The organism is Planococcus wigleyi (assembly GCF_014836985.1).
Lineage (GTDB): Bacteria > Bacillota > Bacilli > Bacillales_A > Planococcaceae > Planococcus > Planococcus notacanthi.
Genome location: NZ_JACSPU010000001.1, coordinates 213,447 through 226,533, shown reverse-complemented (window position 1 = coordinate 226,533; position 13,087 = coordinate 213,447). Strand labels below are relative to the sequence as shown.

11 protein-coding genes are annotated in these 13,087 nt (G+C 33.2%); all 11 read right to left on the bottom strand.

The features are described 5' to 3' along the window. Positions 1-341: 341 nt before the first annotated feature. Positions 342-917: a sugar transferase gene (locus tag H9630_RS00975; RefSeq protein ID WP_191713627.1), complete on the bottom strand. Its 576-nt coding sequence runs from the start codon at positions 915-917 to the stop codon at positions 342-344. Beyond that, entirely contained in the window at positions 910-2,064 is a 1,155-nt protein-coding gene (locus H9630_RS00970) for a glycosyltransferase family 4 protein (protein WP_191713626.1), read from the bottom strand. Before H9630_RS00970 ends, H9630_RS00975 begins: the two co-directional genes overlap by 8 nt. Continuing rightward, positions 2,061-2,942: an NAD-dependent epimerase/dehydratase family protein gene (locus tag H9630_RS00965; protein ID WP_191713625.1), complete on the bottom strand. Its 882-nt coding sequence runs from the start codon at positions 2,940-2,942 to the stop codon at positions 2,061-2,063. Before H9630_RS00965 ends, H9630_RS00970 begins: the two co-directional genes overlap by 4 nt. A gap of 36 nt (positions 2,943-2,978) precedes the next feature. Then, positions 2,979-4,259, bottom strand: coding sequence for a nucleotide sugar dehydrogenase (locus tag H9630_RS00960; protein WP_191713624.1), 1,281 nt, complete (start codon positions 4,257-4,259; stop codon positions 2,979-2,981). Continuing rightward, positions 4,259-5,269, bottom strand: coding sequence for an NAD-dependent epimerase (locus tag H9630_RS00955; RefSeq protein WP_191713623.1), 1,011 nt, complete (start codon positions 5,267-5,269; stop codon positions 4,259-4,261). Before H9630_RS00955 ends, H9630_RS00960 begins: the two co-directional genes overlap by 1 nt. Positions 5,270-5,301: 32 nt before the next feature. Continuing rightward, positions 5,302-6,570: a lipopolysaccharide biosynthesis protein gene (locus H9630_RS00950; protein WP_191713622.1), complete on the bottom strand. Its 1,269-nt coding sequence runs from the start codon at positions 6,568-6,570 to the stop codon at positions 5,302-5,304. After that, positions 6,557-7,783: a glycosyltransferase gene (locus H9630_RS18895; RefSeq protein WP_191713621.1), complete on the bottom strand. Its 1,227-nt coding sequence runs from the start codon at positions 7,781-7,783 to the stop codon at positions 6,557-6,559. The genes H9630_RS00950 and H9630_RS18895 overlap by 14 nt, the downstream gene beginning before the upstream one ends. Positions 7,784-7,787: 4 nt before the next feature. Next, on the bottom strand, positions 7,788-9,224 hold the full coding sequence (locus H9630_RS00940) for an oligosaccharide repeat unit polymerase (protein ID WP_191713620.1): 1,437 nt from the start codon (positions 9,222-9,224) through the stop codon (positions 7,788-7,790). Positions 9,225-9,272: 48 nt separating this feature from the next. Beyond that, positions 9,273-10,193 carry a glycosyltransferase family 2 protein gene (locus H9630_RS00935; RefSeq protein WP_191713619.1) on the bottom strand — a complete coding sequence of 307 codons (921 nt, stop codon included), beginning with the start codon at positions 10,191-10,193 and terminating at the stop codon, positions 9,273-9,275. 162 nt (positions 10,194-10,355) lie between these two features. Beyond that, complete coding sequence (locus H9630_RS00930; RefSeq protein ID WP_191713618.1) at positions 10,356-12,191, bottom strand: polysaccharide biosynthesis protein; 1,836 nt, start codon at positions 12,189-12,191, stop codon at positions 10,356-10,358. Between the two features lie 126 nt (positions 12,192-12,317). After that, positions 12,318-13,085, bottom strand: a complete 768-nt coding sequence (locus H9630_RS00925; RefSeq protein ID WP_191713617.1) for a tyrosine-protein phosphatase — start codon at positions 13,083-13,085, stop codon at positions 12,318-12,320. Positions 13,086-13,087 lie beyond the last annotated feature (2 nt).

Sequence of the window (13,087 nt, the reverse complement as noted above, 5' to 3'; positions counted from 1 at the left end):
CCTCCCAGAAATTCAATTCTGGAAAGAGTATCTCATGAAGAATCTTCTATTAGAACGTGCTCATTATTGGACGCTTATCCCATAAACATGTTAAAGCCGCATCTCGAAACCGTTGGGATTCCTCGATGCGGCATTTCTGGCATGCAATTATTGTGCATAAACTCAATTGTCTCTGACACTGGGTCGCGATTTTAACTTAAGTGGGGAATTTTATTCCGGCTATAATGGGAAAATTAAACCGGCGTTGACACCTGTATTCGAAGTTGGTTGACTTCCTTTTAAAAGAGCATTTTTACTATCCAAATTCACTGAGCACATTTAATTATGGTATCGAGATTTTATTAATTTACTCTAACTCCTTCGGACTTTACTACACTCTTAAAAGTCCACCAAATAATTTTAATATCTAACCATAGACTCATGTTTTTTTTATAAAATTCTTCATATCTTACTTTTTCAATATCTGTAATATTATCTCTTCCCATAACTTGAGCATATCCTGTTAAACCAGGTTTCAATTCATTTATGCCATGCTTGTCTCTTAATTCTATTAAATCGTCTTGATTGTACAGTGCTGGTCGAGGACCAACAATCGACATATGCCCAAACATAATATTGAACAATTGAGGCAATTCGTCTAAACTCGATTTTCTTAAGAATAAACCTAGTTTTGTGATATAACGCGAAGGATCTCCTAATTTTTCCGTAGAGACATTAGGAGTCTCAATTTTCATCGTCCGAAATTTATAAATTGTAAAGAGTTTTTTGTTTATCCCAGGTCTTTTCTGCTTAAACACTATAGGTCCTTTAGAGTCGAATTTAATTAAAAGAGCAATTATAACTAGTATAGGAGAAAACATTATAACTGCAATTAGTGACAGTATAATGTCCATTAATCTTTTAGTGAAGCTATACATCTAACTGTCCCTTTCGAAACTTATTGAAAATATTCAATTGACGATCTAATACTTTTTGTTCTTCAAATTCTTTTAGAAATATTTTTCTAGATTGAGTACCGTATTCCTCCATTTTTTTCTCATCCCTTAAAAGTAAATCTAAAGAGTTTGCAAGGGATTCAGCATTTTTAGCTTCGCATAAAAACCCGTTAACTCCTTCAAATACTTCTTCCCTACACCCTCGAATATCAGTAGCTACTATAGGTTTTCCCATAGCCATTGCTTCAATAATTGATCTAGGTAATCCTTCTCTATAAGAAGGTAAAGTGAAAATATCCGATGCCGCTATAATTTCCGGAATGTCATCTCTTAGACCTAATAAATGTATATTTTTTTTCACAGACTCTGACATACCATTAACTATTAATTGAGGAGAAAGGCCGTCTCTGTCACCAGTGACTCCACCCCCTACTAATAAAAGTGAAATATTTGAATGTCGAGAAGAAAGTATTTCAAAAGCATTCAGCAACTCTCTAATACCTTTTTCTTCCACTAGTCTTCCGACAAATAAAATTACTTTTTTCTCATGTAAATTTAAACTCTTGCGTATTGAATCTCTGTCATAATTAGCTGGATTAAACTTCTTTCCTGATACCCCATTGTTTATGTGTATAAGTCTGTTAGGTGTATTAAACTTCTTTCTAACAGCTAATTCATAATCCTCTTTACTTTGGAAAAATAAATAATCAGTGAAGAACTTGCTCCACAACTTTTCTAAACTGTATGCAATCTTGTAAACTATCGGTCTCATATTCTCATGAAAATAAAAACCATGCGCAGTATAAACATTTAGTGGTACATTCGTTATTTTGGCGGCTAGTCTAGCGATGAGACTAGCAATAGGTGTGTGAGAATGAATGATATCGTACTTTTCTGTCTTAATTAACGATATAAGTTTTAATAAAGAATTTAAATGACTAAATAAATTGAAATTACGAGTAAAAGGAATATTTTTGATATTGTATCCTTCATCTCTAAGCTCCTGGCCAATTTTCTTTACATCACAAGCTATATGCACTTCATAGTTCTTGCTTTCTAAATCATTTACCAATGGCAGCAAAAATTTCTTCACTGTAAAATCTACAGCTGTAACTTGTAATATTTTCATTTTATAATTCCTTTTTCTTTCAAAAGTTCTATTTCCTGTAATATACCCAATTCAAAAGTTCTTGGTTTATATCCTAGTTGAATTTTTGCTTTTTCATGAGAATAGGCTTTATCTTCTTGTAATCTTTCTACCTGCTCAACCGATATAATTGGTTTTGGCATTATTTTCCTTAAAACTTTAGCTCCTAGAATAGCAGACTTAATAGGTATATACACTAACTTAGTTCTTCTTTTCAATCCATATTTGATATGTTCAAGAACTTCTTTATAAGTTACTACACTGCCCCCTGATAAATCAAAATCCTCATTCAACAATTCTTTTGAACCGTGAGCTGCTATTGTAGCATTTGCTAAATCTTCTACATGCACTGGTTGCATTAATGAAGAACCATCACCAAAAACAGGGAAGACAGGACTTTTGTTAATAAACTTTATTAATTTATGCATATTGTGATCAAGATGATTACCGTATATCATTGTAGGACGTAAAATAACGTAATTGGTATGTGGATATGAATTACTTAAAATTTCTTGCTCAATTTTTTTATATAAAGAACTATAACTTCTATATTTCGAATATATTCCCGTCGTATGAATAAGAACTACTTTTTTCACATTATACTCATCAGATTTTTGTAATAAGAGTGGGGAAAATTTAATGTTAGCAATATGGATAATTGAGTCAATATTATATTCAGAGAATAATTGATCAATCGATTCTGGATTACTTAAATCTCCAACAAAGTTGTGAATATTTGAATATTCATTTGATACAGGATTTCTAGAAATGCCGACTATTTCTTGTGGACTTGTTGTTTTTAATAATTTTTGCAAAACTAATGATCCTGTGTTTCCTGTAAACCCTGTTATTAATATCATTAAAAATTTAAGTCTCCTTTTATTTTATAATATCTATTATAGTCTCCATAATTCAATCTCTTCTGGTTTTTCATCCTGCGGTAAGATACTTTTCACATCGACAAGTATTCCTTTTTCATTTTTCAATAGAGATTGGATTGTGCCCCAGCTTTTTTGAACATACTCTCTATGAGGAACTGCAAGCACTACAGCATCGGCTTTCTCCAGTTCATCATAAGGAATTAATGTAACACCATACTCTCGCTCTGCGTCTTTTGAGCCAGCTTCAGCATCCGTCACTTGCACATCAATATCAAATTCCTGTAGTTCACGAATAACATCAATAACTTTTGAATTGCGCAAATCCGGTACGTTTTCTTTAAAAGTAAGTCCCAACACGGTAACTTTCGCCCCTTGAACACCAACGCCTTGTTTAATTAGCTTTTTCACTAAAGTTCTCGCGATGTATTTACCAAGATCATCATTGATACGGCGTCCAGCTAAAATAACATCCGGTTGGTATCCAACAGCTTGAGCTTTATGAGTAAGATAATAAGGATCTACTCCAATGCAGTGGCCTCCCACTAATCCCGGAGAAAAGTTAAGGAAGTTCCACTTAGTACCCGCAGCTGCTAGTACTTCAGCCGTATCAATGTCAAGAAGATCGAAAATCAAGGCCAATTCATTCATTAAAGCAATATTTACATCACGTTGCGTATTTTCAATAACTTTAGCAGCTTCTGCAACCTTAATTGAGCTTGCTTTGTGTACCCCAGCTTTCACTACACTGCAATAGGTCTCCGCTACAATTTCAAGCACTTCAGGAGTCTGTCCTGAAACTACCTTAGTAATTGTTGTAAACGTATGCTCTTTATCACCTGGATTAATACGTTCTGGTGAATAGCCTACAAAAAAGTCGATTCCACATTTTAATCCAGAGAATTTTTCAAGGACAGGTACACATTCTTCTTCAGTTGCTCCAGGATAAACTGTAGATTCAAAAACTACAATTGTTCCTATAGACAAGTTTTTACCAACCGTTTCTGATGCTTTAAGAAGAGGTGTTAAATCTGGCTGGTTGTGCTCATTAATCGGTGTTGGTACCGCTACGATAATAAAATCGGTCTCTTTCAATTTGGAAGCATCTGCTGTAAAGTCAATATTTACTTCTTTTAGTTCTTCGTCAGTTACTTCGTTTGTATAATCCGTTCCACCGATTAAAGTAGAAATTCTATTTGCATTGATATCAAATCCTACAATATGATGTTCATGTCCAAATGCTACTGCTACCGGTAATCCTACATATCCTAATCCTACAACACCAATTTTTCTATTCATTATAATTTCACTCCATAATAGTTGACATACCAGTCAACGAATTTTTCTACACCATCTTTAATGTTTGTTTCTGGTTGAAAATCAATATCTCTAAATAAATCTTCTACGTTTGCATAAGTAGCTGGAACATCACCATCTTGAAGAGGCATAAAGTTTTTAATTGCTTTTTTGCCTGTTTTCTCTTCAATTGCCTCGATAAAGTCCATTAAGCGAACTGGACTGTTATTTCCAATATTATAGATTTTATAAGGTGCATAACTTGTACCTGGATCCGGATTTTCTCCTGTCCATTTAGGGTTTGGCTGAGCAGGTTTTTCAACTAAGCGTGTAATAGCTTCTACAATATCATCAACGTATGTAAAATCTCTCATCATTTCGCCATTATTAAAAACATTAATAGGCTTGCCTTCGAGAATATTTTTGGTGAACATGAACAATGCCATATCTGGACGTCCCCATGGTCCATATACTGTAAAGAATCTTAATCCAGTAGTTGGAATACTATACAGACTACTATATGTGTGGGCCATTAATTCGTTTGCTTTTTTAGTTGCTGCATACAAACTTAATGGGTGATCAATATTGTCATGTACTGAAAATGGTAAGGAAGTATTTGCTCCATATACAGAACTCGATGAAGCATAAATTAAATGTTTTACCTTATTGTGACGAGTTGCTTCAAGTATATTTATAAAACCTACTATATTTGAATTTATATAAGCACGAGGGTTTTCAATACTGTATCTTACTCCTGCTTGAGCAGCTAAATTAATTACAATATCTGGTTTGTGTTTTGAAAAAACTTTATCAATATCTTCATTATTCTCCAAATCTATTTCAAAAAAATTAAAACTATCACTCTTAATATTCTTTAGTCTATCTTTTTTTAAATTCACGTCATAATAATCATTTAAATTATCTATTCCTATAATTTTATGGTTATCGTTTAATAACCTTTTGGCTAAATTTGATCCAATAAATCCTGCCACGCCTGTTATTAATATTTTCAAACTTTCTCCTCCTTATAATGCAAATAGCGGTATTACTTATTACTTCTAAATCCATAAGCATATTTTGCAACAAACAAATAATATATTATATAAACTATTGAAAAAGATATAGATACTGCTGATAGATACTGATATATATCATAGGAGTATATTCTTGAAAGACCAAAACTTCCTATTGAAGCAATTATAAATAAACACTGTATTATCAATTCCAAATTTTGTTTTTTGGCAATCTGCAAACCATAAATCACTGTATTGACTACAAATCTAATGCCAAACATAGGCGCTAGAATCTGTACATAAACTCCAGCTTCAATCCAACTATTGCCAAAAGCAAATTTAAATATCGAAGGAGAAAAAAGGTAAATAATTATTACCATTGGAATAGCTAACGTAATTAGTAATAGAGAAGTTTTATTAAAGCTTTTCTTAAATTTTCCAGTTTCATCATATTCTCTTGATGCCTCTTCAAAGAAAACTTTTGAAATGTTGTTACTCATCACAGATAAAGGAAGGCCAAGGGCTTTATTGGAAATAGAATAAAATCCTAACGTACCTAAACCAAATAAAAACTCTATGAAAAAAAATATTGATGTATAAGAAAAACGATTTGCAAACTGGGCCGGAGCAGAATAAAGTGGAAGACGATAATGCATCTTCATCACTTCTTTTAGACGTGTAGAATTGATAAGATATAGATCTTTAACTGAAGGAAGTATGCTTTTTGCTTGTTTCTTTAATCCAGCTAACATTCCTGTAACATGGGCGAATAACATGCCATATACACTGAAATGAAGCAATCCCAATATTACAGTTCCAATATTTTGAGTGAAGGTTTTTGCTACATAAACTGAAGAAATAGTTTTGTAGTCTTTCATTCTATTATTGTACGCTTCTAAAACTCTTAATAACCCATTTATTATTAGCATTAAAAAGAGAAAAATCAGGAGATAAAGGCCATATCCTTCTTTAGCAAAATAAGAGAAATATATACCGTAGGCTATTGTAGCCAATGTACTAAAGACAATTGTTATTAGAATTGAAAGCTTAATAAGCGGAAATACATTCTTTTCATTGGGTTCGCTAACTATAGAAACATCATACCTGGCACAAATAATGCCTCCTAATAGACTCTCTGCAGTTAATATCAAAGCATACATTCCTAATTCTTCTGGGGTGTATATTCTAGTTAATAAAGGAGCTACTAATATAGTGATCAGCTGTGCAATTAATGAACCCGACGCCAAGGTAATTATTGCTCTACCATAGTTACCTTTCCTTTTCCATCTAGTTTTTTTCATGAGATAAGCCTTTCAAACCATAAAGGGAAATATGGGCAAAATAATCTTGAGAAACTTTCGAGTCTGATAAATTAGAAATAGTGTGTTCTGCCCTACTTCTAATTTCATCTTGCTTTTCTTGACTTAGATATACAGTTTCCAAAATTTTATCAGAGATTTCTTTTATATTTCTAGAATCTGTTAAATAACCATTCTCACCATCTTTTATAATCCCATCAATCCCTTGTCCTTTAGATCCTATTACAATACACCCTGCAGCCATAGCTTCAAGATATACAAGACCTAGAGTTTCTTTCTTGCTTGTCATTATAAAAATATCGGATTTTTTCATTTCCTCGAAACTCTTTTCTCGAGATACCTTACCTATAAACTTAACATTATTTATAATCCCTAAATCTTTTGCCATTTTTTTTAATAACGCTTCTTGGGGACCGACACCTATTATTTTTAATTCAAATTTCACAACCTCCTTTATAACCTCTAAAGCTTTTAATACACTTTCTAAATTCTTATTTTCGTTTAATTTTCCTACAAAAATAAACTTAACTTTATCTTCTTGATGATAGGAACGTTTCACATTGCTGCCCTGTAAAAAATTATTAGGTAATCCTGAATGAACTAAAAAAGAATTTTGAGCAATCCCTAAAAGTTCCTCATATTCTTTTTTGATTACATATGATCTAAATCCAATTGATTGAAAGGTTTCCATGTAATTTTTCCAATACTTAATTGTTTTTCTATCTCTAATATTTTTAATATCAAAAGAATGTATAATTGCAATCTTCGGAACGTCCATCTGGAGAAATTTGATTAATTTTCTATAACAAGTAGGCATATGAAAAACTAAAATATGCGGAAATCTATATTTTCTTTGATAGTGTTCTTTAAGAATTCTAGAATATTTACGATAAAAGAAAGAGATTGTATTAAGTTTTTTGGGTATCATAAGTAAAAATTCCATAAAAACTAAATCATTTCCGTATAAGTCCTTCCCCTTATAGTAGTTATTTTTTTTGAATTTCTTCAATTTAAAAATCATAGCCATTGTTTTTTTAAATCCATGGAAATATGTATGAGCAACTAAGATATTCATATTATCCGGTGATTCTTTTAATAAATAGTAGACTGCCTTGGTATCCTCCTCTAAATCTGTTCGATGCATAATAGGATAATAAGGAGTAAATATAATAATTTCGTAATTATTTTTTTCCACTTTATCAGACCCTCATTATTTTTTCATATCTACTTTTATGTCTCAATTTAGTCTTTTTAAACATTCTTAAGTCATGGTAATACAAAGTTAAAACAAACCCTAGAAGAATTATAATATCTAGTCTATTTCTAAATATTGCTGACATATCAAAATTATTAATTACATTTATCATTGAAAAAGAAATTCTATATAAGATTATTTGTATTGGTATGTTGTATTTATAACTTTGAAAAATAATATCAAGTTGTTTCAAAATTATTCCGAAAAATATTGCCAAAATAATTAAAGATATATATCCAAATTGATAATAATTATATGTTAAAAAGTCTACTGGAATTCCACCAGAAGCTTTTGCCCCAAGAAGCGCTTCATAATTACTAGTATTAACTAAATAAATTGAGTCAATCTTATTCTTATCAAATCCAATTAAACTCAGAATCGAGCCTGGTATCATAGTAAACGGCCAAATTATATAATCATACAGATACCTAAATCCAGTTATATCAACAAATTCACCTTTTAATACAAAATTACTGAAAGGATAACTAAACTCTTTTAAAAATTGAGTTAAAAAATTTGTTTCAACTTTAGCTATAGTAACCCCATATGCTAAGTAATTAAAGAAACGGTCTAATATACTTAATAAAAAGGTTCCTATTACTGCTAAAAATGCTAATAAGAACAAATTTGCTTTTGACTTTTTATTTCCAAAAACAAAAAAGAAAGGTACAAAGAATAATAATAACGGTGCTCTTCCCTGGTTATAAAGCAAAAAAAGAATCGCGAATACTATAGATATTATTAACTTCATTAAAGTTATTTGACTTTTTTTTAACTTATAAAGATAAAAGTACATATAAGGGACCACAAGTATAACAAGAGATAATGTAATAAGCTGTAAATAGCTAGATCTAATATAATCTGTAGGTTCTTTGTCTAAGCCTCTTGTTTGCGATCCTAACGATAAGTAGGTTTGTAAAGAACCAGTTTCAATTATTAACAATAAAATACTTGTAGCACCTAGAATAAATACTATATCTGTAAATAACTTGGTAGTTTTAAAGTGATTTTTTCTTTTATTCTTAATAAAATCTAGAAAGTCATTTCTTTCTCTCTTTTTTCTATTTTTGCGAAAATCTATATGGTAGACAGCAACAATGATACATAAAATAAAAAAACTTACAATCATGTTCCAAAAAATTTCTGTAGAAGATTGCTGATTTAAAAGTATAGTGAAATGCGTAGAATCATCCCTAAATTTTGGAAAGAAAGTTTGTATAAAAGGGACCATAATATAAAAAACAGTAAAAATAATTAAAAATACACTGTATACACTAAATCCTTTTAATTTCACAATTTCTTTAATATAGTAGGAAATTAAGGTAAAAATAAGAATATAAAAACCAAAAGTAAATAAAGAAAGAATGTTTCCAATAACCATTTTATTCTCCTTATTAAATCGAATTATTAAATTGAAAATAAATGATTCTTATAAATTAAAACCATATGCTTTTTTTCTTAATCTACGATTAATTAAATGTCCAGCATATTTTAAAACCAAAAATATTGAAACATCATTATTGAGTATTTGTTTCCAAGCCTTCGATCTTTTTCCAGCTGTAGTTATATAGTTTCGAAACAGTTGTAAATTTATCATTGTATAGAAATCTTTTTTATCCGCTGGCGTAAGTTTATTAATGAACGGAAGAAATTTATCAATATACTTTTTCGTTATATCTTCAAATTGCTCCTTTACTGCTGAATTATCATGAACATGAACAACTAATCCTATAACATTTACATGAGCAATTTTATATTTCATCAAAATTCGAGAAAGAAATTCAATATCTTGATTCCTAGAAAAACTTTCATCAAACCCATTAACGTCCTGTACTACTGACCTTCTAATCATCAAATTTGACCCAGCATGTATAAAGAAATTTCTCATAAGCTCGTCCTTTAGCATATTTCCTTCTCTATACTCAGCTCCATAAACAACAATATTATTATTTCTTTTCCTTATATAATTGGTGTAGCTTACTCCCCAAGATGAATCTAGTTTTTCCATATGAGTTAATTGAGCATAAACTTTTTCAGGCAAAAATTCATCGTCATCATCTAAAAACATAATATATTCACCTTTTGAACACTTAAAACCAGTATTTCTTGCTGCGGATCCGTTTTTATTACTAGTATGTTGAACATATGAAATATTCTGATGCTCTTGAAACTTAAACATAATATCTTGAGTTTCTAACCTACTTTTCCAGTTTGGATCATTATCATCAACTACTATTATCTCAATATTTTTATAAGTTTGTTTTAACACTGATTCTATTGTTCTTTTCAAAGTAATTGGTCGATTGTAAGTTGGAATAATTACACTAACTAATGGATAATCTTTCTCCAAATTAGGACCTCCTTTATTGTTAATCAAACTGCTAAGTCATTAAATATAATTTTCAATAATGTTTTGAACCTTTTATAGTTATTTATTTAAAATAGACTAGTTAAATAGTAACCCCGAAAAAAATAACAATAACTTTTTGTTATATTACATAATTTTATTAAATTAAGTTGAACCAATTCCCACTTCCAAAGTAACAACGTTTTTTCGGTTAGCTAATCCTACTAGAACATCTTTAACCTCTTCATTCCTCATATCAGGTAGCTTCTCCAAAAGATAAGTCAACTCACCTTCACTGACGGGATTAGCTTTCCCAATATAAATCTTTGGAAATACCTGTTCAGTTTGAATCTCATTTTCGTTAAGCAGTTCCTCAAATAACTTCTCTCCAGGACGAATCCCAGAAAAATTGATGCCGATTTCGCCTTCTGAATAGCCAGACAAGCGGATTAAGTTCTGCGCCAGATCCACAATCTTCACAGGCTCACCCATATCCAAGACAAATACTTCTCCACCTTCAGCCAATGTTCCCGCTTGAATAACAAGTCGAGAAGCTTCTGGAATCGTCATGAAGTAACGAGTCATACGTGGGTCTGTGACTGTGATAGGTCCGCCTGCCGCGATTTGTTTCTTGAACAATGGAATAACCGATCCACGAGAGCCAAGCACATTACCGAAGCGCACCGCTGCGAATTTTGTTTCGCTACGCTTCGCTAAGTTTTGGACGATCATTTCCGCAAAGCGTTTTGTTGCGCCCATGACGTTCGGCGGGTTTACTGCTTTATCCGTTGAGACCATCACGAAATTGCCTACTCCACTCAGATGAGCAGCTTCTGCAACATTCTTCGTTCCATAGACGTTGTTCTTAACAGCCTCCATTGGATTTCCTTCCATCAACGGCACATGCTTATGCGCTGCTGCATGATAGACGACATCTGGTTTATAAGTTTTCATGATGTCCATGATGCGTTCACGGTCCTGGACATCGGCGATGATTGGAATAATCTCCGTATCTGGTGCAACTGTTTGTCGAAGCTCCATATCGATTAAGTAAATCGAGTTTTCACCGTGACCCAGAAGCAATAGCTTCTTCGGACCAAAGCGCGCGATTTGGCGGGAAATTTCCGAACCGATTGAACCGCCTGCGCCTGTGACAAGAATCGTTTTGCTGGTTAATTGATCAGCGATCTTATCCATATCCAACTTAACTTCGTCACGGCCCAACAAGTCTTCAATTTTCACATCCTGGATATCCGTTACAGATACTTTTCCAGTCATGATGTCTTCAATCAAGGGAATCGTCTGTGTCCGGATACCTGAGTCCATACAAGTTTTGATCAATTCCGCAGTTTCCTGCTTGCCAAGTGAAGGAATAGCGATGATGATTGTATCGATCAGATTGTCTTTTGCAATATCGGCAACATCTTGTGTGTTACCATGAACAACCCGCACCCCGTATATATCAAGGCCTTGCTTGTTTTTGTCATCATCGATATACAGCACAGGCAACAAACCATTCTCAGGGTTTGCCAGCAATTGGCGCGCTACAAGGCTCCCTGCTTTGCCAGCCCCAACAATCAACGTGCGCTTTAATTCCGAGCCTTTATGCTTGATTGCTTTGTCACGGAATAAGCGCCATGACAAACGTGATCCACCTATTAAGATGAGATGCAGCATCCAAGTGATCGCTAATGCGCGGAACAGCACATCTCCTCTATAAAGGTATTGCACAACACCGATGGCAATGATTGACCAAGTGACCGCTTTAAAGATGGAAGTCAATTCACCGATTGAGGCATACTCCCAAACTTTTCGGTACAGGCCGTAATACATCGCTAAGGTATGATGTGCAATGAAAATCGTTAAAGCACTTGCTAGGAGGAATTTATTTTGCAGGACATCGTTATAGGGATAAAGTACGTAATATCCAATAAAAATAGAAAAGAAGACTATTAACGAGTCAACAATCAGTAATAAAGAAACGCGATTTTTCAAAGACAATAGGGGTCAATCCTTTCGATATCCATTACTTTCTACACACATACGTTAAAACCTTATTTATTCTAACATACTACTAATTGGAAATGATAGGATTTTATAAACAAAATAATACTTTTTTATTATTTGTTAAGCAAATATATTCCACCATTTTCCTTTACGGATGTCTCCCGGCTCTAACACATGTAAATATTCATTTAATAGTATTCGTTCATTGTTTTCCAGGAAGATATCGACCATGTCATGCTGGTTCTTTTTCTCCAAGTAATCCAGCCCTTCATTGAACAGGAATGGACGCTTATCCAAACTATGTACATCCGATCCGTAGACATGAATTAAATTAGCGTCAATCAGGCTCATGGCTGTACGTTGAATCGCTTTGCCGAAGCTTCCGGCAACTGATCCCGCTGTGACTTGTGCCATCGCACCGTGAAGCAAGAGCTTCTTCAAACGTTCGGGTTTTTCAATAATGCCTTGATTGCGCTCTGCGTGGGCAATAATCGGAACGTAATTTTTCGTGATTAATTGCTGGATAACTGGAACTGTATACGCCGGAATCCCTGATGACGGCAACTCCAACAAGACGTATCTGGAGTTAGCTAGGGTTAAAGCTTCACCAGCAGCTAAACGTTCTGGCAGTTTATCAGACAAGCGACATTCCTGTCCGCTGTAAATGGTGAGTGGCAGCTGTTCCTGAGCGATGTATGAGTTGACCAGCTCTAATTGTTTTTTTAAAGCTGCAAGGTTTGTTTGGAAATTGGGGTGAAAGGCATGCGGGGTGGCAATAATACCTGTCAGTTGTTCGTCGACTGCTTTTTCCAGCAACCGTTTTGTTTGTTCCATCGTTTCTGCTCCGTCGTCAAGACCCGGGAGAATGTGGGCGTGCGTGTCGATCATTG

Coding starts and splice junctions, on each gene's coding strand:
- H9630_RS00940 (WP_191713620.1), bottom strand. CDS start 9,224: ATGGTTATTGGAAACATTCTTTCTTTATTTACTTTTGGTTTTTATATT.
- H9630_RS00975 (WP_191713627.1), bottom strand. CDS start 917: ATGTATAGCTTCACTAAAAGATTAATGGACATTATACTGTCACTAATT.
- H9630_RS00925 (WP_191713617.1), bottom strand. CDS start 13,085: ATGATCGACACGCACGCCCACATTCTCCCGGGTCTTGACGACGGAGCA.
- H9630_RS00950 (WP_191713622.1), bottom strand. CDS start 6,570: ATGAAAAAAACTAGATGGAAAAGGAAAGGTAACTATGGTAGAGCAATA.
- H9630_RS00965 (WP_191713625.1), bottom strand. CDS start 2,942: ATGATATTAATAACAGGGTTTACAGGAAACACAGGATCATTAGTTTTG.
- H9630_RS00960 (WP_191713624.1), bottom strand. CDS start 4,259: ATGAATAGAAAAATTGGTGTTGTAGGATTAGGATATGTAGGATTACCG.
- H9630_RS00970 (WP_191713626.1), bottom strand. CDS start 2,064: ATGAAAATATTACAAGTTACAGCTGTAGATTTTACAGTGAAGAAATTT.